Source organism: Mycobacteroides sp. CBMA 271, from assembly GCF_009729205.1.
Classification (GTDB): domain Bacteria; phylum Actinomycetota; class Actinomycetes; order Mycobacteriales; family Mycobacteriaceae; genus Mycobacterium.
In genome coordinates this window covers 861,445-885,310 of sequence record NZ_VTHB01000001.1, presented here as the reverse complement: position 1 = coordinate 885,310, position 23,866 = coordinate 861,445, and the positions used below count along the sequence as shown (strand labels likewise).

General features: G+C 61.8%; 22 protein-coding genes. 11 read left to right on the top strand and 11 right to left on the bottom strand.

From position 1 onward, the window contains the following. Positions 1-72 precede the first annotated feature (72 nt). Entirely contained in the window at positions 73-681 is a 609-nt protein-coding gene (locus FZI91_RS04460; protein ID WP_162526708.1) for a TetR/AcrR family transcriptional regulator, read from the top strand. Here FZI91_RS04460 and FZI91_RS04455 read toward each other — a convergent pair. The 3 genes from FZI91_RS04455 to FZI91_RS04445 form a co-directional block, all read right to left on the bottom strand. Next, positions 678-2,357, bottom strand: coding sequence for an FAD-dependent oxidoreductase (locus tag FZI91_RS04455; RefSeq protein WP_155937458.1), 1,680 nt, complete (start codon positions 2,355-2,357; stop codon positions 678-680). The genes FZI91_RS04460 and FZI91_RS04455 overlap by 4 nt on opposite strands. 8 nt (positions 2,358-2,365) lie before the next feature. After that, entirely contained in the window at positions 2,366-3,826 is a 1,461-nt protein-coding gene (locus FZI91_RS04450; protein WP_155937456.1) for a cytochrome P450, read from the bottom strand. A gap of 137 nt (positions 3,827-3,963) precedes the next feature. Continuing rightward, positions 3,964-4,419, bottom strand: a complete 456-nt coding sequence (locus tag FZI91_RS04445; RefSeq protein ID WP_155937454.1) for a hypothetical protein — start codon at positions 4,417-4,419, stop codon at positions 3,964-3,966. A 514-nt stretch (positions 4,420-4,933) separates the two neighbouring features. Here FZI91_RS04445 and FZI91_RS04440 point away from each other — a divergent pair. From FZI91_RS04440 to FZI91_RS04400, 9 genes are all read left to right on the top strand, one after another. Beyond that, on the top strand, positions 4,934-6,091 hold the full coding sequence (locus tag FZI91_RS04440; RefSeq protein WP_155937833.1) for a thiolase family protein: 1,158 nt from the start codon (positions 4,934-4,936) through the stop codon (positions 6,089-6,091). Positions 6,092-6,188: 97 nt separating this feature from the next. Continuing rightward, the gene (locus tag FZI91_RS04435) at positions 6,189-7,046 is read left to right on the top strand and encodes an ABC transporter permease (RefSeq protein WP_155937832.1); all 858 of its coding nucleotides are present in this window, start codon (positions 6,189-6,191) and stop codon (positions 7,044-7,046) included. After that, a complete protein-coding gene (locus tag FZI91_RS04430) occupies positions 7,043-7,921 on the top strand; it encodes an ABC transporter permease (RefSeq protein ID WP_155937452.1) in 879 nt (292 codons plus the stop codon). Before FZI91_RS04435 ends, FZI91_RS04430 begins: the two co-directional genes overlap by 4 nt. Position 7,922: 1 nt before the next feature. After that, entirely contained in the window at positions 7,923-8,960 is a 1,038-nt protein-coding gene (locus FZI91_RS04425) for an MlaD family protein (protein ID WP_155937450.1), read from the top strand. Further along, positions 8,957-9,958, top strand: coding sequence for an MlaD family protein (locus FZI91_RS04420; RefSeq protein WP_155937448.1), 1,002 nt, complete (start codon positions 8,957-8,959; stop codon positions 9,956-9,958). Before FZI91_RS04425 ends, FZI91_RS04420 begins: the two co-directional genes overlap by 4 nt. Positions 9,959-9,966: 8 nt before the next feature. Next, positions 9,967-10,968, top strand: a complete 1,002-nt coding sequence (locus FZI91_RS04415; protein ID WP_162526709.1) for an MlaD family protein — start codon at positions 9,967-9,969, stop codon at positions 10,966-10,968. Beyond that, positions 10,938-12,083: an MlaD family protein gene (locus tag FZI91_RS04410; protein ID WP_155937444.1), complete on the top strand. Its 1,146-nt coding sequence runs from the start codon at positions 10,938-10,940 to the stop codon at positions 12,081-12,083. Before FZI91_RS04415 ends, FZI91_RS04410 begins: the two co-directional genes overlap by 31 nt. Beyond that, positions 12,083-13,063: an MlaD family protein gene (locus FZI91_RS04405; RefSeq protein WP_162526710.1), complete on the top strand. Its 981-nt coding sequence runs from the start codon at positions 12,083-12,085 to the stop codon at positions 13,061-13,063. Before FZI91_RS04410 ends, FZI91_RS04405 begins: the two co-directional genes overlap by 1 nt. Further along, positions 13,060-14,016, top strand: coding sequence for an MlaD family protein (locus FZI91_RS04400; protein WP_162526711.1), 957 nt, complete (start codon positions 13,060-13,062; stop codon positions 14,014-14,016). The genes FZI91_RS04405 and FZI91_RS04400 overlap by 4 nt, the downstream gene beginning before the upstream one ends. A 21-nt stretch (positions 14,017-14,037) precedes the next feature. On the opposite strand, the gene FZI91_RS04395 is transcribed toward FZI91_RS04400, so the two are convergent. The 6 genes from FZI91_RS04395 to FZI91_RS04375 all read right to left on the bottom strand — a co-directional run bounded on the left by FZI91_RS04395 (position 14,038) and on the right by FZI91_RS04375 (position 20,339). Continuing rightward, positions 14,038-14,664 carry an APA family fibronectin-binding glycoprotein gene (locus FZI91_RS04395; RefSeq protein ID WP_162526712.1) on the bottom strand — a complete coding sequence of 209 codons (627 nt, stop codon included), beginning with the start codon at positions 14,662-14,664 and terminating at the stop codon, positions 14,038-14,040. Positions 14,665-14,708: 44 nt separating this feature from the next. Then, positions 14,709-15,380 (bottom strand): hypothetical protein, encoded by a 672-nt coding sequence (locus FZI91_RS04390; protein ID WP_155937436.1) that lies wholly within the window; start codon positions 15,378-15,380, stop codon positions 14,709-14,711. Between the two features lie 134 nt (positions 15,381-15,514). Further along, positions 15,515-15,658 (bottom strand): hypothetical protein, encoded by a 144-nt coding sequence (locus tag FZI91_RS23635; protein WP_162526713.1) that lies wholly within the window; start codon positions 15,656-15,658, stop codon positions 15,515-15,517. Between the two features lie 32 nt (positions 15,659-15,690). Next, positions 15,691-17,169, bottom strand: coding sequence for a cytochrome P450 (locus FZI91_RS04385; RefSeq protein ID WP_155937434.1), 1,479 nt, complete (start codon positions 17,167-17,169; stop codon positions 15,691-15,693). 128 nt (positions 17,170-17,297) lie between these two features. Then, entirely contained in the window at positions 17,298-18,764 is a 1,467-nt protein-coding gene (locus FZI91_RS04380; protein WP_155937432.1) for an aldehyde dehydrogenase family protein, read from the bottom strand. Positions 18,765-18,773: 9 nt separating this feature from the next. Further along, positions 18,774-20,339 (bottom strand): AMP-binding protein, encoded by a 1,566-nt coding sequence (locus tag FZI91_RS04375; RefSeq protein ID WP_239001952.1) that lies wholly within the window; start codon positions 20,337-20,339, stop codon positions 18,774-18,776. A gap of 381 nt (positions 20,340-20,720) precedes the next feature. Between FZI91_RS04375 and FZI91_RS04370 the strand changes: the two genes are divergently transcribed. Further along, entirely contained in the window at positions 20,721-22,085 is a 1,365-nt protein-coding gene (locus FZI91_RS04370) for a geranylgeranyl reductase family protein (protein WP_155937830.1), read from the top strand. 4 nt (positions 22,086-22,089) lie between these two features. Here FZI91_RS04370 and FZI91_RS04365 read toward each other — a convergent pair whose 3' ends face one another. Together FZI91_RS04365 and FZI91_RS04360 are read right to left on the bottom strand one after the other, a co-directional pair. After that, complete coding sequence (locus tag FZI91_RS04365; RefSeq protein WP_309224209.1) at positions 22,090-22,917, bottom strand: SDR family oxidoreductase; 828 nt, start codon at positions 22,915-22,917, stop codon at positions 22,090-22,092. Further along, complete coding sequence (locus tag FZI91_RS04360; RefSeq protein WP_155937428.1) at positions 22,914-23,804, bottom strand: SDR family NAD(P)-dependent oxidoreductase; 891 nt, start codon at positions 23,802-23,804, stop codon at positions 22,914-22,916. The genes FZI91_RS04365 and FZI91_RS04360 overlap by 4 nt, the downstream gene beginning before the upstream one ends. Positions 23,805-23,866: the final 62 nt, after the last annotated feature.

Below are 23,866 nucleotides of genomic sequence, written 5' to 3'. Positions count from 1 at the left end.
GAACTGCAGCACTGTCCGTCTTGCTACAATCACTCCCTGTTGTCTCAGCGGTTTAGCGCTATGGGAGGTTCCGTGTCGGATCAAGAATTGAACCTGGCGAACGGGTTTCAAGATATTGTCGACGATCCGATTCTGGAGGCGGCGCATGATGAGTTCAGCATCTCCGGTATCCAGCGCACCAATATGGACACTGTTGCCCGTCACGCCGGCGTCAGTCGGGCGACCTTGTACCGCCGATTCCCCACCAAGTCCTTACTCCTGGACGCGGTAGCCCTGCGTGCAGGAATTTGGGGCGGCAATCGTATTGCCCGGATGACCGAGGGACAGACCCCTCAGGAAGCGGTGGTGACGGCGTTCGTCGAATCCGCGCGGATGCTGCGTTCGGTGCCCTTTTTTAGCGAGCTGCTGAACTTCAGCCTGTCCAAGCATATCGGTGGCGACCGCATGCTCACCCATTTGTTCACCAAGCGACAGGTCGGGGCGGCATTTGTTCACGGCATGACACTCACCCTCAGGCGTGCCGGTGCCACGATGCCCGATGCCGAATTGCGTGTCGTGTCCGAGATCTTGTTTCGCATGGCTGTTTCGATCACGCTTTCGCCATCACCCGCCATGGATATCTTGAACGACAAGTCCACCGCGAAGTTCGTCCGGCAGTACCTTGCCCCGATGGTGTACTAGGCGGGTGTGCCCTCGGCACTTTTTGGGCCGTTTGCCACTGCCAGCATGTCGCGTATGTCGATGAACTTCTCACGGGGTGCCCCCCGTAACCGGCCGCGAACGGTCTCTTTTGAGTCGATCTTCTCCCACCCCTGCCCGTCGACGAGGGCGACTCCTCGGTGCCGAAGAAGCACCAGCGCATCATCGGCCGTACCTGCGGGTTCCGGAAGCGTTGCATCGTCGAAATCGGCCAGGAGACTGTTTGCGGTCTCCAGACTGCACATTCGGTTGCGGCCGATTCCGCCGTGCGGACCCCGTTTGATCCAACCCGCGACGTAGGTTCCCGGGCTGCCGGCGACGGCGCCGGCCTGGTTGGGGACGACGGCCAGTCGGTCATCGAAGGGCAGCCCGGCTATGGGGCTGCCCCGGTATCCCGTGGCCCGGATGACCAGCCCAGCTGGGATGATCTCCTGATCACCGGATATCAGCTCGCCGTCTGTTCCGTAGTGACTGGTCCGGGCTCGGACTCCGCGGCATCCGGATACACCTGCAACGATCTCCTCAGGTGCTGTATGAAACCGCAGACGGATGGTGCGAGACGGGCGGGGCGACAGTTTCGGTCCGCGTTCGGCGATATCGCGTGCGAACCGGATTTTCGCGGCCGTGATCGAGTCGAGCGTGCCATCGTCGAATGCCTGCTGGATATCGGGATGCACACCGAGACTGCGCCGGTCGATCTCGACACTGGTGTCCCGCAGCTGGGTAAGCGCTAGGAACTCAGGTGTCGAGTAGGCAGCATGTGCGACATCCCGCCGTGCCAGCACGGTTACTTCGCGAATCCTGCTGTGTTTCAACGCCTCAAGCACATCAGACGGGATGTCGGAGCGCCGTAGGTCCTCGTGCCCGAGCGTGAGGATGCGCGCTACATCGAGGGCCACGTTGCCGTTCCCGATGATCACGGCGTGCCTCGCTGACAAGTCAAACGGCGGGTCAGGATGATCGGGATGTCCGTTGTACCAGGCGACGACCTCGCGTGCGGATACCGAATTGGGCAGGTGTTCGCCAGGTACGCCGAGTTTTCGGTCCGCGGACGCTCCTGTTGCATAGACCACGGCGTGGTAATGGTGGGTCAACTCGTCGTGGGTGATGTCTCGCCCCACATCGACGTTCAGGAAGTATCGAAACCCCTCGTGTCCGGCAACCTTCTCGAACAGGCGTTGCACGTTCTTGGTGTCCTGGTGGTCGGGAGCCACTCCTGCGCGTACGAGCCCATAGGGGGTGGGCAACCTATCGAACATGTCGATGACCGTGTTCTGGTGTTCTAACAGTCGTTCCGCGACAAAGAAGCCTGCCGGTCCCGAGCCCACGATTGCCACTCGAAGTTCCGATGAGAGCGCGGGTAACGCCCCGCGCCACCGCATGTAGGTTCCCGTTCGGACGTCGTGATCGCGGTAATAGTCGGCATTGATGGTCAAATACGGCCAATCGCGCGGGCCCATCTCGTCGTCTCGAACAATGGCCGATACCGGGCATTCGTCGATGCATTGCCCGCAGTCGATGCATGTGGCGGGATCGATGTACAGCATTTCCGCAGTGCCGAACTCCGGTTCTGACGGTGTGGGATGGATGCAATTCACGGGGCAGACGGCGACGCAGCTGGCGTCGTTGCAGCATGCGCGGGTGATGAGGTGTGTCATCGAGGTCCTCAGGCGGCGTCGTGCGTGCTTGTGGGAGTGCCCGATCGCCATCGCTGAAGGAACGATCTCAGATACGCGATGGGGACTAGGTTCGGTGCGATTCCCCAGCCGACTTCCTGGTCACCTACGGCGTCGAGCTGCGTATGCAACGTGACAGGGTCAAACTTCCGCACGGAGGCGGGGAACCCCTCCGAGAAGGCCAACGAATTCTGCAAGGTTGGCAAGATGTGATGTTTGTCCACACTCCATTCGAATTCACGCAATAGGGTGTGGTAGACGGACAAGATTTGCATCTTGGCAAAGTGCATTCCGATGCATTTATGCACCCCACCGCCAAAGGGCATCCATTTCGAGCGGTGGTCCTTATCTTCGGCGCGCTCTGCGGAGAACCGGTCCGGGTCGAATTGTCGTGGATTGGTCCAGACATTCGGATTCGTGTGATGTGACCAGGTGAGTGCCATCATGGTGGTGCCACGCGGAATGCGATAGCCGAGTATTTCCGTGTCCCGGACCGCCGTGCGAATCATGCCCGGTACGGGCGTACGGAAGCGCAGCGTCTCTTTCATGATGTTCTCCAGCTCGGTCATCTTGCTGAAGTCTGTGATATCGGCGTTCTCTGGTAGCGCAAATGCCTGTGCTCGTGCGCGGCGCTGCCATTGCGTATTGAGGCCGAGGTAGTAGGCCATGTTTGTCATGGTGATCGTCGTGGTGTCGTGTGCGGCAAACAAAAAGAACAGCATGTGCTGCATGATCTGCCGGTCGCTGAATCGATCGCCGTCCACCGTGCGTGCCCGGCAAAGCTGAGACATGAGGTCGGGTGCGTCTGAAGTTCTCTTGGCGGCTATCCATGAGAGCAGGAAACGATGCAGGTATCGCCGTGCCAGGGTCTGCCTGACGATGTTGATGCTCACCAGATCGTCGTACGCTTGGCCAACCTTGGCCACTTCGTCGGGAGACAGGTTGATTCCCATGAAGATCTCGATCGAGACGGTCATGTTGACGCGTTTGAAAAGCTTGCGTTGATCCACCGCATCGCCGACGGGACAGGCACGTACAGCGGCACGGATTTTTGGCGCTACCTGCTCCATGTACCCCGAGAGCTGTAGCGGTGCCATTGCTTGCTGAAGTAGGAGCCGGTCATGCCGGTGTTCGTCGAACTCCATCTGCAGGATCGATCGGGTGAACATCCCGACCCGGGAGAGAACGACCCCCCACCCGCCCTCGGCCGAGATGTCGTCGTTCTTGTTCAGGGCGACGGCCTCGGCGAAGGACGGATCACCACTGAGAATTACCTGGCGAAACAGCAACGGGATCGGGATGGGTAGCCGTAAGGCGGGCGCGTTGTGCCGGTCCTGTAGCTTGCCCAGTGCCTCACCAGGTGCCATGTATAGGAGGCTCCAGGCCAGCCGCAGGTAGTCGAGCGGTTTCAGGGCCGGAATCTGCGGGACCGCGCTCGCAATTTCGCTCATCAGATGACTCTTTCGCACTTTGCCAGCATGGAGGTCGGCCGGAGGATCCCCGCGACCGTATTGAGACATAATATTGCATTTGTTCCTAACAAAAGCAACCGTTGATTTCGGTGATCCACGTTGGTGGCGTGGCAGATTCAGTGTTGTTCGCGAGGCGGCAGGCCGCGCTTCCCATCGCACTTTTGATGCAGGGTGGCAACCGCGTCGTCTACGGCTTGCACTTGCCTGGCAGATGATTCGCCGTTGTTCGCGGCCGTCTGAAGGTCGTCCATAGCGGCGAGGAGCCTTTGTGTGTCTGGCCTGATGTCGGGGCTGCCCCATACGTCGGGATACCAGAACGTCGCAGATCCCACGGTGTTGAGCAGGGGAATCACGTTGTTATAGAGGAGATTCATCCGGTCTACCTCCCGTTGGCTTGGTCTGGCGCGGAGGGCCTCGGAGGCCAACGCGATGGGCGGCCCGTGGCTCTCGGTGATGTCACACCATGAGTCGTACGCGCGGGCGTCCGGTGCGGCGGCCAAACCCATGATGAGGCAGGCGATTGCCGCAGACGGAAGATAGTGGACATACTTGAATTTCTGTCTCATCTTCATGTGTTCTCCCATCTTCGCAGTTCAAGACTGGATAATCGCATATCCACCTGCTCTTGGTGAAGGTGGCAGTATTGAATTTTGAGAGTGATGGCAGTCTTCGAGTCGGGCGGAAGGATGCTGGAGCAAACATTGAGACTGTGGTGAACCTCGGCGCCGCCTGTCGTTCGCTTGCGCAATCTCGGATGTCGCAGAAAGGGGTCATGCAGGTTAACGCCGTGTATGTCGGGCTGTTTGGCGCGGGATGGGGAGCATGTTCGGAACCGGGCCGTCAGCCTACGGCTGGCTTCGGTGGCAATTAGCAACACGTTCTAGTTTGATACAAAATCGTGAATTTGCCTAGATTGACGTGATGTCTTGTGTCATGATGTGGACTCGTGAGGCCGCGACGTGGTGGCGGAATGGCGTCAACGGTCGGTGTTACCGCCGCGAAAGGTTAAGTGCAACAGGTGTATTCGATTCGATGGCGTGGACGGACAGTGTCGATGCGGCTCGGGCGGCTCGGGAGCGACGGCTGATGCGGGTGCACGACCCGGTGATCGTCGACGCGGTCAGGACGCCAGTCGGCAGGCGCGGCGGGAGCCTCAGCGGTTGGCATCCGGTGGACTTGTTCGCGCTGACACTGCGCGGACTTGCTGAACGCAACCCCATTCCGCCGGGTGACATCGACGACGTGATTGCTGGATGCGTCCTGCAATACGGAGAGCAGACAGGAAACCTGGCCCGTCATGCCGTATTGGCGGCCGGACTGCCCGAATCCGTTCCGGGAGTGACGGTTGATCGCCAATGCGGTTCGGGCCTGCAGGCGGTCAGCTTCGCAGCGCAGGCGGTGGCTTCAGGGATGCAGCGTGTGGTGATCGCCGGTGGGGTGGAGTCCATGTCCAGGGTGTCGATGCCTCCGGCTATGGAGCCCGGTGCGCCGCTCGGGCCTCAGTACTCGGACGACGAAAAGTCCCGATACGGCGGGAGATTGACGGCCCAGGGCCAGTCGTCTGATCTGCTCAACGACACATTCGGGGTCACTCGGGCAGAGCTGGACGAATTCGCTGCGCGTAGCCATGAACGGGCTGCGGCGGCCTGGCGTTCCGGCTGCTTCTCCGCCGATGTGGTACAGCCGCCGGGACCCGCTGGGATGGACGAGGGTATCCGCGGCGCCGTCGATCGAGCCAAGATGGCCAGCCTCAAGGCGGTCTTCGCTCCCGACGGCACGACGACCGCCGCCAATGCGTCCCAGCTGAGCGACGGTGCGGCCGCGCTGCTCATCACCGATCGCCGGTATGCCGAAGGGCGGGGGCTCACGGCACGGGCGCGATTTTGTGCGCTCTCGGTTGCCGGTTCCGATCCGGTCGTCCAGTTCACCGCGATCCTGGATGCCACCGACAAAGCGCTCAAAACCTGCGGTCTATCGATCGGCGATATCGATCTGTTTGAGGTCAACGAGGCGTTCGCGGGGGTTCCCCTGGTGTTCCAGAAAGTCTTTGGTGTGCCGATGGACAAGCTGAATGTCAATGGAGGATCGATCTCCATCGGTCATCCGCTCGGCTCCACAGGGGCGCGGATGCTCACCGACTTGATTGGTGAACTTGAGCGGCGTGATGCTCGGCGCGGTCTATTGACGATTTGTGAGGCGTCGGGCACCGCGAACACGGTAATCGTGGAGCGGTTGGTCGCGTGATCACCGGTTCATTGCGTGATCAACAGGAGTGCTCGCAGTGACAGACCTGATCGCGCGCGAGAGCGCGGCGGGAGCGGAACCGATCAATCCGGAGCCCATGGCCGTCACCCATGTGGTGGAGCGCCGTGAGGTTCGGCCGTCTGTCATTCGCGCAGCGGTCCGGGGCTACTTCACTCGGTTGACTGTGAACAGCACCGCGACGGTAGGCCGATCCGTGCAGCTGTCCATGTTGGCGCTGCGCTATCTGGCGACCGATTCCATCCGAATGCGATTGCCGATGGGGGAGACGCTGACCCAAGCCTGGTCGTTGTTGACCGTGACGGTGTTCCCCGCGGTGCTGATGGCAATTCCGTTCGGGGCGATCATCACCATGCAGACCGGCGGGATCCTTCATGACGTTGGCGCCTCGTCCCTGGCAGGTGCGGCGAGCGGCTTGGGCATTGTGCGACAAGGGGCGCCCATGGCGTCCGGATTGCTTATGGCGGGGGCCGCGGCGTCTGCTATCGCATCGGACCTTGGCACCCGGGCCATCAGGGAAGAGATCGATGCGATGCGGGTGATGGGGGTCGATCCGGTGCAGCGTCTGGTGGTGCCGCGTTTGATCGCGATGCTGATGATCGCACCAGTAATCCTCGCAACGATCATCCTTGTGGGGGTGGGGTCCGCATTCTTCATCGCGGTGCGGCTGACTGATGTGAGTCCCGGGAGCTTCTGGGCATCCTTCGGCGCCTTTGCGACCGTCACCGACTTGATATTCGCACTGATCAAGACATTGATTGGGGCGGCGCTGGTGGCGTTGATCGCGAGCCTTCGAGGACTGGAGGCGCATGGAGGGCCGCGGGGCGTCGCCGACGCGGTGAACGCCGCGGTGGTTTTGAGCGTGGTGACATTCGTGTTCGCGGCGTTGGTTTTGACGCAGCTGCAGACGATGTTCTTCCCGGAGCAGTTCGCATGAAACCGACGGTTCAGATCGCTCGATACCGGCCGCTGCCCTGGGTGACGGGCCCAGTCGAGCGCGCGATAGTACGTCCCGCGGCAGATTTCCTGGCCACGCTCGGCCGGGTGGCCATGTTCGTCGGGACGACGGTCTGGTTGTTGCCATCGACGGTGCGTTGGTATCCGAAGCAGACAGTCAAGATCTTGAACAATCTGGCATGGGGGCGCGGGGCGATCATCGTCGACGGCGGTGTGGTTTCCATGATGCTGCTCATCGGGTTCGGGATCGGCGCGATGGTGTCTATCGAGGCGTTCGCGGCCATGGACATGATTGGCTTCGGCGCCCTCACCGGTGTGGTGGGCGGGCTGGCCAATGTGCGGGAGATGGGGCCCATCGCGGCGGGCATCGCCTTTGCGGCGCAGGCTGGATGCCGGATGACCGCGGAGGTGGGCGCCATGCGGGTGTCCGAGGAGATCGACGCGATCGAGTCGCTTGGTATTCGGTCGATTCCGTTTGTGGTCGGCACCCGATTGCTGGGGGGCATGCTGTGCGTCGCCCCGGCGTATCTGGCGACGCTGTTGCTGAGTTTCGTGGTGAGTAGAACCCTTGTGACAATTGTGCACTCGCAGTCCGCGGGCACATACCAGCACTACTTTGTGCAGTTCCTCGATCCGGTGGGACTGGTGTGTTCGCTCATCAAGGCAGTGACCTTCTGTGCTGCGGTGACCCTGATCCACTGCTACTTCGGCTTCTTCACCACCGGGGGCCCTGCAGGCGTGGGGGTGGCCAGCGGTCGCGCTATCAGGGCCAGCCTGGTGATGATCATCGTGCTCGACCTCGTGTTGTCCATCCTTATGTGGGGCCTGGTCCCTCAGTACGTGTTCCGAGGCTGACATGTCCGAATTGGTACGCGGCACCGATGCGCAACAGCGCCGGACCTTGGTGCGCTTTGGCGCTGGGCTCGCGTTGGTCATCGCGGTGGTGGCGGCTGGGTTCGCGGCCAGACCGGTCGAGCGGCCGTCGGGAGCCATCGATGTGGTGCTGTCCACGCCGACCGTCGGGCAGGGCATCAATATCGGCTCCGCCGTGATGCTGCACGGGGTGTCGGTTGGTTCGGTCGCCGCGATGGACAACCGGCATGATCTGGTGGAGATGCGTATCCGTTTGGACCGGAACCAGATTCACGGGCTAACCGACTCGTTTGGATTCGACTTCAGGCCTCAGAACACCTTCGGCGTATCCGCGCTGAGTATCACGCCGCGCGAGGGCGGGCGCCCATTGACCGACGGGCAGCACGTCAGTCGTGCGCCCGATATCAACGCCACCATGTCGCAGCTGCTCAACAGCGGCATCGCGGTGGTGACGGGGGTGCTCACCGATGAGCTCGTCCAGTACATCCGTCGTGCCACCGAATACACCGCCGCATTGGCGCCGCTCATCGAAACCGGGCTGGTGCTCACCAGCCTCGTCGCCGAAACTCAGCGGGGCGACTCGGCCGATCTCCTCGCAAGATTCAACGACATCATCGAGCCGCTGCCTTCTCTGGTGGACTTGAGTCTCTCGTTTGCGCACAAGTTCCGGTACCTCAAGGGATATGAGTATCCCGTCGCGGATATCGGAGTCACGCTGGACTCCCTCGATCAGATCAACGTCGGATTGTTTGGGCCGCTGGGTGACATCCTCGCCACACATCGAACTGAACTGACACCCGCCACCGAGATCGTCCGGTCCTTCGCCGACGCGGTTACCACCTTGGTGCAGCGTTCTCGCGGTTCCCTTCGATTGGACAAGGCGCTTGCCGGCCTCAGTGAGACGTACAACGGCCCCGACGGCAAGCAGTCGGTGAAACTCCGACTGCTGTTGGAGCCGCTGCCGGTGTTGCAGTCCGCCATGCCGCAGCCCGCTGATCTGGATGGGAATGGAACGCGATGACGGCGACCCGACGCGCGCTCATCTACCTGCTGGTGACTGCCGTTCTCACGACATTCATTTATGTGGTGGTGGTCAACGGGCTACGCAATCCGGTGGCGACACGCACGAGCGCCTACCAAGCATTGTTCAGTGATGTCTCTGGCCTCCGGGTCGGCGCAGACGTCCGTAGGCAGGGCGTTCAGGTGGGCAAGGTGACGTCGATCGCTGTGTCTCGTTCCGGGGACGGCAACGTCGCCGAGGTGGGGTTGGATCTGTCCCGCGAGCAGCTGGTGACCACTGCGACACGGCTGAGTGTGAAGTTTCAGAATCTCACCGGGGCTCGCTACATCGATATCCGCGACGAGTCAGGAGTGCCTGGACCCGCAATAATGCGGATTCCGCTTCGGCAGACGGTCGGGTCGTTCGATATCACGACTATCTTCCAGGGACTCGCGCCGATCCTGCGCACCGCCGACCCTGCCGATATCAACGCGCTCACCGAGAAGCTCGCCATCTTCCTCGACGGCGACGGGGCTGGGGCCGCTGATCTGTTGGACAGCATCCGCTCGCTCGCGGCGACGGTTGGTGGCAAGCAACAAGTCATTAGCGCCCTAGTCGACAACATTGCGGTATTTGCCCGCCAGTTGCAGGGCAGATCGGCGGCGGCGATGAAGAACCTCGCCCTTTTGGAAACCTTGACACAAAAGCTTATGCCAGCGGTGTCCCAGTTCGGGCTGCTCGGAGAGTACGGCCCAACCTTCCTGACTGCGCTGAACCGATTGTTGTGGTTGCTGGGACTACGCAAGGGGGCCGTGCTCGATCAGAGATTCGATGTGTTGCGGGCCAACCTGTATCGAATACCTGAGTTCTTCGAGCGGATGCCGGGTGCGTACAGCGGGTTGCAGCCAATGCTGAAGAACCCCGGTTCGGATCTGAATTGCACCAACGGCCAGCTGGCCCTCCCCCCGATGGTGAAAGTCTTTCTCGGCGATGAACAGGTCGTGTTATGCAATCGCTAGCCAAATCCGTGAGGCGCCTGGTTGCCGACAAACACAGCCCGGAGGGCGCGCGCGCTCGCCAGCTCACGGTGGGGCTCGCAATCTATGTTGTCGCCGCCGTGGTGGCTGCCGGTGTCGGCTACTTCTATCTGCAGCCGCCGGCGCGCCGCGCGGTGTCATTTCTGATCGCCGATGCCGCCGCTATCAAGGCAGGAACTGAGGTGCGAGTAGCGGGAGTGCCCGCTGGAACGGTCGAGACCGTGCGTCTGGGGACCGACGCTGTGCGCGTCGATCTGAGCGTCGATGACGGGATCTACCTGGGTGACCAAACTTCAGTGGATGTGCGGATGCTCACTGCCGTCGGGGGCTATTACATCAACCTCAGCTCGAGCGGGTCGGTTCCGTTGGGAGGCAAGATGATTCCTGTCGAGCGCACCCATGCTCCGTACAGCCTGACGGACCTCCTGGCCGATAGTGCGACGACGGCACGTCGGGTCGACGCTCATCAGCTTGGCGCAAACCTCGACAGCTTGGCCGGCGCGCTGGAGACGAACCCGGGATCGGTGGGCACGATTGTCGACGGCGTCAAGAGTGTCGCGCAGGTCGTCAATCACCAGCAAGACCAGCTGCGCTCGATTCTCGACGCGAGTTCTGAATTGCTACATGCCAGTATCGCCAACGGTCCGGTACTGGTGGCGCTGGTGCGTCAGGCTTCGATCCTCGTTTCGACCTTGGACACCTACAAGCTCGGTATCGCGGCGGCGGGCATGGGCCTCAGGAAGCTTTTCGACAACCTGATTATTGCAACCGACTTCTATGGGGCCCACCGCGATTGGCTGTTGGACAGTTTGAAACGGGTGAATAACGCGCTCAATGTCATCAATACCGATATCCCGAGGATCATCGGGAACTTGGGAAATTTCGTCAACAACGTGCGCGGAGCCGTATCGCCAGGCGGATTGCGGCTGGTGCCGGAACTTCCGGTGTTAGCGACCGACATGTGTGTGCCGATCTCGGGGCGCACATGCTGAGCCGTGCCGTCACCGTCAGGCGGTTCGCCTTGTTCGTGGTTGTCGCTGCGGCGGCGGGCAGTTCGTGTTCGGTGGCCGAGCACGCCGAGCAGGCCGTCTCACGCACACGGGAATCGAGTGGCTACTGCGCCGTGCTCAGTGACTCGATCGGGTTGTATCCAGGCAATGCGGTGTCGCGGATGGGCGTTCCCATCGGACAGGTCGAACGTGTCGAGGCCTCGGCGACCTCGGTCCGGGTCACGTTCGCACTCGACCGAGGCATGTCGGTTCCGGGTGACGTCGCGGCGATTACTCGGGCCCCGACCATCCTGGCCGATCGCACGCTGGAACTCACCGGCGGTCGCGCACCCGGGGGGTTGGCGCCGGGAGTGTGCATTCCCATGCAGCGCACCACCACTGCTAAGAGCATCACCGAAAGCATCGCCGCAATCACCGATCTGGTCAGACAGATCTCCGACGCCGGTCGCGGCAGGGCAGTGGACCGGCTGGTCACCGTCTTCGCCGCGCAGCTCAAGGGCACCGGAGCCGGCATGCGTGACGCTCTGACAGACCTCGCCGGCGCGGTGAGTGACCCCAGCGCTCTGGACGCCGATCAGCTGATCCGGGATATCGCAACGAGCATGAGGGGTATCACTGCGAACTGGACCGAGCTGGAGTCCTTGCTGCGCCTAGCTCCATCGGGGCTGGATTCGTTGTCCCTAGGTCTTTTTCAGGCCGTCGCCAGCTTGATCGGTCCGCGACTGGATCCCATCATCCAGACCCTTCTGGACATGGCGACCCATCTCCACGACATCGTCTGGAACACATTCGATACAGCCACTGCGACCGTTCGACTGCTCTCCGAGCACACCGGCGTCATCGTGATGTACGCCGGAACGTTGCCGAACATCCTGGACGGGATACGCAATTTCTGGGCGCGGGTGCGCACCCGTGAGATACCGATTGCGTCGCCCAGGGTCGAGGCCGGCCCGTCGGATAACGGCACGGTGTGCTCGCGCACCAATTTGGACCCGCAGGCTAAGGACCACTGTGGGTTCTTTTATGGAGTCCCCGATGGTGTGACTTCGGTAGATCTGCTTCAACTCGTTCTCAATGGGGGAGTCAAGAACCCATGATGTGGATTCGGCAGCGTAGTCCGCTGGTGTGGGTTGTTCTGGTGGCGACCACAGTCTCCGGCTGTGGGCTCAATCCGGTCAGGATGCAGCCGCCGACCTTTGGCGGGCCGCCGACGGTACGGGTGGTGCTTGAGTTCAGCAGTGCCCTGAATCTACCTGCGGGGGCAAAGGTCACCTACGAAGGTGACAATGTTGGATCGGTGCGATCGGTCGCTCTGGAAGGCGGTGTGGTCGCCGTCGCAGCGAATCTGGATTCGCAGGCACGGATACCTGCAGCCAGCACTGCGGCCATCGTGCAGGACACCGTGCTGGGCGATTGCTACGTGAGCCTTGGCAGACCCGCCGGTGTAGATACGGGTCCATCGCTGACGGACGGCGCGCGGATCCCCGTAGGCCGTACCCGCCCGCCCGCCTCGATCGAGGACATGATGACCAGCCTCTCCTCGTTCATCGGCAGTGGCTCCATCCAACGTTTGGGAGGGATGCTGCACACCGTCAACGCCGCGATGCCACCGACCACCGACCAGACACGCAAGGTTGCGGCGACCGTCGCCCGCGATCTGCGCAGTTTGGCGAGCAACAGTGCCGAGGTTGATCGCAGTATCGACACGCTGGGTGAGCTAGCTGCCAGTCTGAAGAATCAGGCCGGGGTCCTCGACGACTTCCTGACTGCGGATTCAGTGGACTTCTGGACCAAAATCTGGGCTGGCATTGCCAGCGTGATCGGTGTGCTCTCCGCATTGGGCGACATCTTCGGCAGGGGAGCCTGGCTGATACCGCTGCTGGACTCGGTGTCGACGGCGCTCGAGCAGACTGGCCCACCCGGTGGGGGATCCACGATCGACACCTTCACCAACCAGACCCTGCTGCCGTTCCTGTTGGACCCGCGGGTGGAGATCGCCGAGGTCGCCACCCCCGATGGCGTCAACCGCACCGCCGACACCAGGCAGATACTGGCAAAACTCGGAGCTCTGCGGTGATCCGCAATGTCGTTTCGATCTGCGCCCTGCTCGCGTTGCTGGTGGTGTCGGCTGTGCTTATCGGACAGCAGGGAGTTCCCTGGTTCACCTCCGATGACGGCCTGCAGCGTGTCACCCTGCAGGTGCGCGATTCCGCGGGGCTAGTCCCGCGTTCGCGTGTGCTATTGCGCGGTGTGCCCATTGGCAAGGTCACCGCCGTCGACCCAGATGTTCAGGGTGTCGCGGTCGGGTTCGAGTACCCGGCCACCGTCCGGGTACCTGTCGATAGTGAGTTCCGGATCGAGAACCTCTCCGCGCTCGGCGAGACCTATCTGTCTATCAAACCTGCCGCTGACGGCGGGTCGTTCTTGGTTGACGGGCAGCATCTGACCGCAGAGCCGGGGACTGTCGCCGGGACTATCGGCGAGGCAGCGGTTGCGCTGACACAGCTTCTCGGTGGGCTGAACCCGGACCTCGTCCGTGGGATCGTCGATGAGCTCAATACGGCGCTCTCCAATGATTCGGCGGCTCCCGTGTTGGGCAATGCCGGCCGCAATTTCCGGACCCTTGTCACCGCCCGCAAGGAGGACCTGCGCGATGTGCTGGTCCTCACCCAGAACCTGTTGGACAAGCGCGATGTCGTCGCACCGTCCCTCAAGGATTTCCAGCGAGTAGGGCCGAACTTCTTCGGCAACCTGCAATCCGTCGTGGAAGGCGCGATCGTCCTGCTGTATCAAACCGGCAAGTACCCCGATGACATCAAAAATGGTGCCGGGCAAGTGCTCGGACGATTGCGTCAGCTCGTGGTGGATATCGGTCCCGACCTCTATAACCTGACCGAACCGTTGTTACCGCCACTGCAGGCCACGGCGGCGGCGTTGACGACCTTCGACACGAGCCGGTTGCTTGATAGCGCCATCGGCTCGATCTCGACGCCCGGTGCGTTCACTGTGCACGTGGTTCAGAGTCGCTAGGTCGCGGGGCGGGCACGCCCGCTAATACGGCCGGATTGATTCGGCCAGCTGCTGTGCGGCGGCGCGGTCGATCGGCGAGGATGCGGTGCCACGCCACAACGCAAAGAAGCGGTTGACGTCGTGTCCCACAACCGCCACCCACAGTTGTCCGTTTTCCCGTTGGGGGTCATCATATTTCGTTTCGTAGTATGCGGTGGCCGCGGGCGCGCCGTCGACATCGAATACCTGATCATCGGAATTGAGTCGGTCGCCGGGAAACGGCATCAAGAACGCGCCCATGTCGGAGGCCAACCGGATCGCCGATTTCCGGTTGTTCGGGTACGACGGATACGTCCCGGCGAAGAGCTTCAGATCCATTGGGCCCAAGAGCATCACAGCATCTGGAGCCGCGGGGTTGGTCAGCAGCGTGGTGCCATACGTCAAATGCTCGCCACCCGAGCGTGTCCACCCGGGCAGGGGGGCGAAACTGAACCGGCCCTTGGCGTCATTGATCCTGCCCGCACCGTCGAGGGGAAGCGGCAGTGGCGCATCGGTGCTGGCAATCCGGACGATTGTCGCGGCCGTACCACCGGTGTACGCCGAGGGGTCTGCAACGATCGGACGCTGGACTACAGCGCCCATACCGACAAGCGCCAGGACCACAGCCACCGCTCCTCGCGGATCACACCGCCTCGTACGCAACCGGAGCATTCTTAGTTTCCGGCGCGTAGCGCCGAATCGACGCCGCCGACTTCCGTGATCTTCCAGTTGTCGTTTTTGTTCACGGTGACGGTGTACGTCGCTGTCGACTGAATACCGTCGGGAGCTTGAATGTTCTTGGTCATCACACTGACGAAGCAATTGACCACGAAGACGCCGTCATGTTCCGAGCGGGTGGTGGCGGTTATGGGCGTGGGGATGGACGTCCACTGGAGCGGAACGATGATCTGCTCCATGGATGTTGCAGCGTCCCTGAGCTTCTTGGCCAGCTCCGGTGAGGTGTTGACGGCCAGCTGCTTGGACCAGCCCTGGATGTTCTTGTAGTCCATCTGAGCGGCGCCCATGGAGTAATTCAGGGCAACCTCCTCGGCATGGCGGCGGGAAGCCGCGGCGTCCTGCACGAGAGCAAGCTCGGACTTCGCAGCATGCTCCGAACGTGCGCTTTGCTGCCATAGCCAGCCCAGCCAGGCGCTGCCCGCCAGGGAGAGCGCGAGCAGCACCGACATCACCACGATGTCCCGTCGCACAGAGAATGTCAGTTGCCCGCGCGGCTCCCCCAGTTCGCCACTGTCCGCGGAGATCGCCTCTCCGGTGATGGCCCCATCCTCGTTCTCGTTATCCGATCCGGCGACCGCGCTATCGCGTACCGAGGTATCAGCTGCCACGGGAGTCCTCCAGAAGTTCAACACCGGACAATATTCGACATACGTCTCGGAAAATATAGCTCGATATGTGACTTCTTGTGGCGTATAAGACATATTCATGATTTGAGTTCATGATTGCTCGTGGGCTCACTGCACTACTGCGCGCGTCCACTCGGCGTGATGTACCGGACACCCCGCTGAGCGCCATTGGAGACATCGCAGCTTTCGCCGTCGACCATCATCGTGGCGGCCATGGGTCGCGCACATGATCCCGCCACGTCGTCGCTCAAGGCCGTCACCGGCTGCGCCAGCCTGCTCGCGGAAGGAATAGTTAGCGCAGCGGGCGCAGGACGATTGGCATGCCGTCCATCGGCACTGGCATCCCGCCGCAGTCCCACTTGGCCTCGTAGTTGGGGTGCGCCAATTCAAGGCGGTAGCGGCGCAGCAGCCGGTGCATGATCGCCTTGATCTCCAGTTGCCCAAATACCATGCCGATGCACTTGTGCGCGCCGCCACCGAACGGCGCAAACGCATACCGATGCCGCTTGTGTTCGTTGCGCGGCTCGGCGAACCGGGCGGGGTCGAACTTGTCTGGGTCCGTCCACAATTCGGGTAGGCGGTGGTTCATGCCCGGCCAGGTGTTGATCATGGTGTTGGCGGGCACGTGGAACCCGAGCAGATCGGTGTCGCGCACCGTGGACCGGATGTTGACCGGCAGCGGGGTCACGAGGCGTAACGCCTCGTTCATCACCAGGTCGAGGCTTTCCAGCTTCTCCAGTGCGTCGATGTCCAGCGGGCCGTCGCCGAGGCGATCCGACTCGTCCCGAACCCGTTCTTGCCATTCGGGATTGGCGGCCAGGTAGTAGGCCATCGTGGTGGTGGTCGACGTCGTCGTATCGTGCGCGGCCATCATCAGGAAGATCATGTGGTTGACGATATCGGTATCGGTGAAGGCGTAGCCGTCGTCGGTTTCCGCGTGGCACAGCGCCGTTAGCATGTCTGCACCCGAATCCTTGTGGCGCGCAATGCCAACTCGCTCGACGAAGTACTCTTCGAGCAGCTTGCGGCCCTGGAGTCCCTGCCACCACTTGAAGGGAGGCAGGGTGAACCGGAAGATGGCGCCACCGGCGCGGGTGGTCGCGACGAATGCCTTGTTGACCCTCTCGAGTCGGTCATGTTGCGCGTGTGGCTCATTGCCCATGAACACCACCGAGGCCACGTCCAGGGTTAGTTCCTTGATGGCTGGATAGAACAGGAATTGGCTGTCGTTGGTCGGCCAGTCGGCGACGATATCGGTGGCGACAGAATCGATCTGCTCCACATATCCGGCCAGACGGCTGCGCAGGAACGCCTGCTGCATGATCAGGCGGTGTTCGCGATGCTCTTGGAAATCCAGCAGCATCAGTCCGCGGTTGAAGAAGGGGCCAATGACCGGAACCCATCCCTGCTGCGAAAAATCCTTGTTCGCATTGGAGAACACCGCTTGGGTGGCATCGGGGCCCAGTGCGGTGACAACCTTCCCAATGGGGGTCTGTGACCAGCTGACAGGGCCGCGCTCCTGATACATGTTGAGCACCCAGTCGACGCCTCCGCGGAACATCTCGATCATGTGCCCGACTAGCGGCAGGCCCCGGTCGCCCATCACCGGCTTCAACCCGCTGCCGGGTGGTGGCGTGGCCAGCTCGCTCATCTGCCATTCGCGGTTGTTGAGGTACTCCTCGAGATATCCCATCCCTGGAAGGGTGTTCATGGTCGGGAGACGGCGTTTGGCCTGGTCGATGAGGTAGTCGGTGCTATTGATCGTCGCCATGGGGCACGGCTCCTTCGCTTGCAGCGAGCACGTCGATGTGCTCTAGATCATCTTCGCCACAGAACTTGACGGGTATCAAGTTTTGTTTCGTAGGGTGTTTCGTCCGCGAGAATCTCATGGCCCTAACGCTATTGGCGTATGAGTCGCAGCAGGCCGGAGAACAGCCGGGTTGACTTGGCCATCATCCGTGGTGTCATGAGAGGACTGAAGGAGATCGGGCCGCGGTATGTGACTAGCGCACGGGCGTGCGAGAAGGTCTGGATGCTGTACTTGCCGTGGTAGTAGCCGTACCCGCTGTTTCCCACCCCGCCGAATGGCATGTCCGCAGTCGGCATCATGTGCAGCATGAACTCATTGGAGTTGACCGAACCGCTCCGGGTGCGGTCAATCAACGCCTGCTTGCGTTCATTATCGGGCCCGTACCAATACATTGTCAGCGGACAGGGGCGGTCGTTGATGAAGGTGATGACGTCGTCGATATTGTCGTAGGTATAGAGCGATAAGACGGGGCCGAATATCTCGTCTTCCTCGATTGTCATACCGGGCGCCAAGCCGGTGATCATGGTGGGGGGAATCTTCCTCGATTCCCGATCGGGAAGATTCTCGCGTTGCGGGATGCACTGGTGAACCGTCGCGCCGAGCTCGCGGGCATCCTCGATATGGCAGACAATCCGGCTGTAGTTCGCATCGTTGATGATTGATGTGTAGTCCCGATTCTCGAGGATCTGCGGGCATGCGTGCTGCCAGGCCTCCAGGACACGCGCGACGAAATCCGGGAGCAGCTTGGTCGGGACGAATACATAGTCCGGACTCAGGCACACTTGTCCACTGTTCACAAGTTTGGCGGCGGCGATGCGACGGGCCACGCGGCCAATATTGGCGTCAGCATCCACGACTACGGGGTTCTTGCCGCCCAACTCGAGCGCGACCGGCACCAGGTTAGCGGCGCAGTCCCGAGCCACTTCGCGCCCGATTTCTGGTGAGCCGGTAAAGAAGAACGAATCAAATGGCAGCCTCGAAAACGCCGATCCCGGGCCGTATTCGGCGGTGATTACGCACACTTCGGTGGGATCGAAGTACTTGGCGACCGCCTCGGCCAACACCTCGCCGGTGCGGCGCGTGACCGATGACGGGCGAATCATCACGCGGTTACCGGCGGCAATGGCGCCCGCGGCAGGCACCATGGACAGCTGGACAGGGAAGTTCCATGGTCCGGCGACTCCAACAACACCCAAGGGAGTGGATCTGATCTCCTGAGAGAGGCCTATCGCACGTCGCAGGGAATGCGGTGTCTCGGCCTTTACCCATTTCGGTAGAAATGCACGCAGCTCGGCGATTTCGCCGACGGTATACATCACATCGCCCGCCAACGACATTGCCCGGGACCTAGTGCCGAAGTCTGCGTCGATCGCGGTGGCCAGTTGTTCCGCGTGGCTGGTCAGTGCATCTTGCAGTCGTACGAGGCGGTCTCGGCGGGTTGCGATGTCGGGCGCACCATCGCGCAGGAAGGCGTCCTTCTGTGCCTGCAACAAGGCGTCGAGGCTTGGCGTGGTTGTGTCGTTCGGAATGGTCAGGGTTGGCTCAGTCACGATCATGCGTTCTCCTTACGCCTTCGCCTCGCGAGTGGACAGGTCGGCTGCGGCCTGCCGATCATCGAGCTCGTCGAGTGTGGACTTGGTGACTTTTCCGGTTCCCGTGCGTTTCAGGTCGGCGACGTAGACAACGTCTCGTGGCACCCGCGACCGCGACAACTCCTGTGACACATAGGTTTTGATATCTTCTGGACTGGGCCCGGGTTCGCCGGCCAGCACCACGTACGCCTTGAGTCGCTGGCCAAAGTCCGCGTCCGGCACCGGTACTACCTTGGCGTCTTTGATACCGGGGTGCGCCAGCAGTGTGCCCTCGACTTCCTCGGGAAACACGTTTTCGCCTCCGGATACGATCATCCCGTCGCTGCGTCCGATGACGAAGAGCCGGCCAAATTCGTTGAAGTAACCGGTATCACCGGTCTTGAGCAGGTTTCCCTTGGTCTCCTTGCGTCGACCGTCGGTGTACTGGGGTGAGGTCATGAAGCTCCCGACGTAGATATCGCCAACTTCACCGACGGCGGCCTCGGTGGCGCCCGCATAGATCTTCACGGTCACACCGGTCGGTGGTGAGCCGGCCGACTCCGGATCGGCGATCAAGTCGCGGGGGGTGGCAATACTGATGAACGCGGCCTCCGTAGCGCCATACAGGTTATGCAGGACCGAACCGAACTCCTCACGCACCGCCTCCACGAGTGATCCTTCGAGCCGCGCGCCGCCGGACCCGATGATGCGGATTGCCGTGTGATCGATTGGCGCCAGTGCCTCATGCCCGAGGGCGAGCAGCCTGCGAATCATGGTGGGCACCATGATCAGTGCGGTACAGCGATGTTTCGCAATGAGCTCCACAGCGTTGGCGGCATCGAAGCTCGGTTCGAGTACCAAGGTCGCGCCGAGGGCCAGAGCTGAGCCGGCACAAATCGCGCCCCAGCCGTGATAGACCGGCGGAGCGAGGAATACGACATCGTCAGGGCGGAACGGAATCTTCTCGAAGAAGCCGGCTCCGGCGGCTACGGACGGACGTTGGCCGTTTCCACCGGTACGGCTGCTTCCCTTTGGCGCACCGGTGCTTCCACTAGTGAGGATCACCATCTGCGGTATGTGTTTCGGGCGTTTCGGGCGGCCCGCCGGCGCCAGAGCGATGAGTGCAGCCAGGTCGTCGTCTCGGCGACCCGGAGTGCTCCGCGCCGCGATCAGTCGGGTCACACGCGGATCAAGTGCGTGCAGGCGCTCACTGAAGGTCTCGTCGTGGATCAGTAGTTGCACGCCCTCGCGGGTGCAGACCTCGTCGATCTGCTTGCCGCTCATGTCGGTGTTCATTGCGATCACCTTGGCTCCGACCCCGATCGCGCTCACCAGGCCGATGAAAGTGTGACGGCTGTTCCGGGTCATCATCGCGATGACGGGGCGATCATCCGGGCGCAGTATCGAGCGAAGTCCGATGGTCGCGGCTGAGCAGCTTGCCCCGAGCTCGCGGTAGGTCAGGGCGCCCTCGGGATCGATGATCGCCAGTCGGTCTCCGTGCAGGTGGCCCAGTATGGCGCCCCCGGCGGCGGGTCCGCTCTGGATTGCCTCCCAAATCATGGCGGGAACAGTCCGCGGTGCGGGGAATGCACCGGCTGATCTCAAAACTTGCAGCCCGCGGCACTCTCGTGCAATTTCGGACCAAACCGTGCGTACGACACCGCCCATGTGGCCTGCCTCGCTCCTCCCGGGTGCTCGGCAGCACCCAGGCCGCCGTCCGATGCAACAGATTGGAAAGAACATATCACGAGCCTAATTGGCGAGTCGAGATAATTGGCCGCAGTCGGGTGGAAATGCATAAGGTTGGTGGAGACAAAAATGCATGTAGATCCGGTGTTCTTCGAGATGTTGTCGGTTTGCGATCCTCGAATCTCGAACCGTTGGGGTAGGAACGTTTACAGTTCTGCGTATCATCGTGTGCGCCTGCCGGGAAAGGATGTCATGGACGAGTCTTGGGTGAATGCGGGTACCGAACCTGTCGACAAGGAGTTGAAAGCGGATGTGTTGGTGGTCGGGGCGGGCCCATCAGGTGCTTCGGCCGCCGCCTGGGCCGCCCGCGCCGGACGTGATGTCCTGCTCGTCGACATGGCACAGTTCCCCCGGGACAAGACGTGCGGTGACGGACTGACGCCTCGCGCGGTCGCAGAGCTGAACCTGCTGGGGCTATCCGAATGGGTACTCGAGCATCCGGTGACAAGGGGACTGCACGTGCACGGTTGGGGTCGGGATCATCCGCTGCCCTGGAATGGTCGTTCTTTCCCCAACTACGGAAGCGTGATCACCCGGACAGAGCTCGATCGTCGGTTGGTGCAAGTGGCCGCGGAATCAGGCACCCGCACCTTGTTCGGATACCGCGCGACCGCCGTGTCTTTCGACGGAGACCGGGTGGCCGGTGTCGAGCTGCGGCCAGCATCTGACGGTGTTGATGATCGCCCCGTGAAAGTTTCGGTGCGCACTGTGCTCGTCGCAGACGGGGTTCGGTCGAAGTTCGGGGCCTTGTTGGGGCGCCAGTGGCACCGTGAGAGCGTCTATGGTACGGCGATGCGCGCCTTCATGCGCACCGACCGACCTTCGGATTGGCTTGTCGCGCATCTTGGTCCAGAGATGCCGGACGGGACCACGTTGCCGGGATACGGGTGGATATTTCCGCTCGGTCACTCGCAGGGAAACGGTCACATAGACGTTGGGTCCGATCCGCTCGTCAATGTCGGTGTCATCGCCTACTCGGCCAGGAACCACGAGCTGCACTTAGGCTTGTTGCCGCTGTTGGACAAGTATGTGGCTGGCGTTCGCGACGAGTTCGGGCTGCTGGGCTCACCCATGCAGGTCAAGTCTGCTCTGTTGCCACTGGGTGGAGCGGTGTCTCATGTCGCCGGGCGCAATTGGATGTTGCTAGGTGACGCAGCCGGTTGTGTAAACCCCTTCACCGGAGAGGGTATCGACTATGCGCTGGAGACGGGTCGATTTGCCGTCGAACATCTCGATGAGGCGGACCATAGCGTCACGTGGCCACATAGGTTGAACTACGAGTATGGGCCGATGTTCGCGGCGACCCGACGGTTCGCGCGAGGCTTCTTCAAGCCGTGGGCGATGAACGGAGTCGGTCAGCACCTCATGAAATCGCGCCGTGTGATGTCGACTGGCATCAGATTGATGTCCAATCTCGTAGGACCGGCCGATAATGATCTGCCGGTGCGGCTGGCCAGGATTGGCGGTTCACTGGCGCAGCGTCAAGAGGAGCGGCGTCCGTTCCTGACGCCGTCGCATGAGTTTCCTCTGCTCAACGGTCCTGGGAGACGCCGCTGAGCCCTTAACTCCGCGCGATGCGGGCGTCGTAGTCTTTGCGTTTTTCGGTATCGGCAACCAGGAACAGGCTGCGGTACAGCCGAGTCTTCAAGAGTTGACGCTTGAGGCGACCTGGTACCGGACCCATGAGAGAGACGGCACCCAACCCAATTGTGGGATATGCGTGAAGTTGTTGTGTGTGAATAACTTTCATGATGGTGCGGGCAACCTGCTCAGGGCTCGCGACCATGACGCCTGGGCTTGTCAAACCGTCGATGAGTTCGGTGGCGGTGTGACTGGGCTGCACCGTGGAGACGCACACATTGTGTGGTTCTAGTTCGGCGCTGACGGCTTCGCTGAAGCCGATGGCGCCGAACTTTGCGGCGTTGTAGATCGCTAGCCCGGGCGCGGGAACACGGCCCGCAATAGATGCGATATTGACGATATGGCCACTGCGGCGTGCGACCATGCGCTCTGCGGCCAGCTGTGTGCCGAGGATGACGCCCACCAGGTCGATATCAATGGTGCGCCGGATCAGTTGCTCGCGGTAGTCGAGGAAGGGCCCGGTCGGCATGATTCCTGCGTTGTTGACCAGCACGTCCAGCGGCCCGTTCTCGGCCTCGGCGTGATCGAGAAATGCTGAGAACGAGTCCTTTTGTGTGACATCGAGATGCACTCCGGAGATGCCCAGATCGGCGGCGGCTTTGTTGACCGCATCGGAGTCGATATCGCCGATGACGACCTTCGCACGAGCGTCCGTTAACGCCTTGGCGGTGGCGAATCCGATCCCGCGAGCCGCGCCGGTGATCGCAATGGTTTTACCGGCGGCGCCACGCCGATAGGCGGATCTCACGATTGGTTGCTCTTGGTGAGTGCCGACAGCGGGTAGCGGATGCCGGAGAGTTCCTCGGAGAACGTCCAGAGTCGCTGCGCCTGTTCATGGTTGCGCGAAAGCCGGCTCGACACGGAATGTACGACCTTCCTGCCTCGGTATCCGAAACGTGGGCCGTAGAATTCGCCGCCGCGCACACCGTCGCCGAACCCGGCGTGAACGATGGGCGCCATTCCTTCGGCCAGAGTGCCGCCGAGGGCGGTGACCAGAGGTTTCAGCCGCTGTAACAGCGCCAGTGAACTGTGGTCATACAGGCCTGTGGAAACCACCCCGGGATGCGCGGCGATCGAGATGACCGGCGAGCCTGAGGAAACCAGTCGACGGTTCAGTTCCCGGGCGAACATCAGGTTGGCGGCCTTGGAGTTGGCGTAGGCGATCGCGCGCCGGTACAGGTGGTTCCGGAACAGTGGGTCCGCCAGACTGCTGCGGGTGGCTCCGAGATGGGCAACGCTGGACACCGTGACCACCCGCGCGCGAATGCGTTCCAGCAGTAGGCCAGTTAGTACGAAGTGGCCCAGATGATTTGTCCCGAAGGTGCTTTCGAATCCGTCTGCGGTGACGCCGTACGGCACGTTCATGATGCCCGCGTTGTTGATGAGCACGTCGATGGGTTCGTCGACGCGCTCGGCGAATGCTCGTACCGACGCCAGGTCCGAGAGGTCGAGCCGCTCGACAACTGTGTTGCCGCCGATTTTACCGGCAACGGCCTGGGCGGTGACGATGTTGCGGCAGGCCAGGATCACCCGCGCGTTGCGGGATGCGGCTAGTGCGGCGATCTGCGCGCCGAGACCTCCGTTGGCCCCGGTGATGACGACGGTTTGTCCGGTTAGGTCGGGTGCGGGATTCATTGTGGTCAAGGTTGTCCTCCAAGGGGTTCGGGGTGGTGAGGAGTCTGTAGGAGTGGGCAGTG

Excerpts from the sequence above, each read along its gene's own strand:
- FZI91_RS04455 (WP_155937458.1), bottom strand. The coding sequence starts at position 2,357 with ATGACACACCTCATCACCCGCGCATGCTGCAACGACGCCAGCTGCGTC.
- FZI91_RS04450 (WP_155937456.1), bottom strand. The coding sequence starts at position 3,826 with ATGAGCGAAATTGCGAGCGCGGTCCCGCAGATTCCGGCCCTGAAACCG.
- FZI91_RS04445 (WP_155937454.1), bottom strand. The coding sequence starts at position 4,419 with ATGAAGATGAGACAGAAATTCAAGTATGTCCACTATCTTCCGTCTGCG.
- FZI91_RS04440 (WP_155937833.1), top strand. The coding sequence starts at position 4,934 with ATGCGGGTGCACGACCCGGTGATCGTCGACGCGGTCAGGACGCCAGTC.
- FZI91_RS04435 (WP_155937832.1), top strand. The coding sequence starts at position 6,189 with ATGGCCGTCACCCATGTGGTGGAGCGCCGTGAGGTTCGGCCGTCTGTC.
- FZI91_RS04430 (WP_155937452.1), top strand. The coding sequence starts at position 7,043 with ATGAAACCGACGGTTCAGATCGCTCGATACCGGCCGCTGCCCTGGGTG.
- FZI91_RS04425 (WP_155937450.1), top strand. The coding sequence starts at position 7,923 with ATGTCCGAATTGGTACGCGGCACCGATGCGCAACAGCGCCGGACCTTG.
- FZI91_RS04420 (WP_155937448.1), top strand. The coding sequence starts at position 8,957 with ATGACGGCGACCCGACGCGCGCTCATCTACCTGCTGGTGACTGCCGTT.
- FZI91_RS04405 (WP_162526710.1), top strand. The coding sequence starts at position 12,083 with ATGTGGATTCGGCAGCGTAGTCCGCTGGTGTGGGTTGTTCTGGTGGCG.
- FZI91_RS04385 (WP_155937434.1), bottom strand. The coding sequence starts at position 17,169 with ATGGCGACGATCAATAGCACCGACTACCTCATCGACCAGGCCAAACGC.
- FZI91_RS04380 (WP_155937432.1), bottom strand. The coding sequence starts at position 18,764 with ATGATCGTGACTGAGCCAACCCTGACCATTCCGAACGACACAACCACG.
- FZI91_RS04375 (WP_239001952.1), bottom strand. The coding sequence starts at position 20,339 with ATGATTTGGGAGGCAATCCAGAGCGGACCCGCCGCCGGGGGCGCCATA.
- FZI91_RS04370 (WP_155937830.1), top strand. The coding sequence starts at position 20,721 with ATGGACGAGTCTTGGGTGAATGCGGGTACCGAACCTGTCGACAAGGAG.
- FZI91_RS04360 (WP_155937428.1), bottom strand. The coding sequence starts at position 23,804 with ATGAATCCCGCACCCGACCTAACCGGACAAACCGTCGTCATCACCGGG.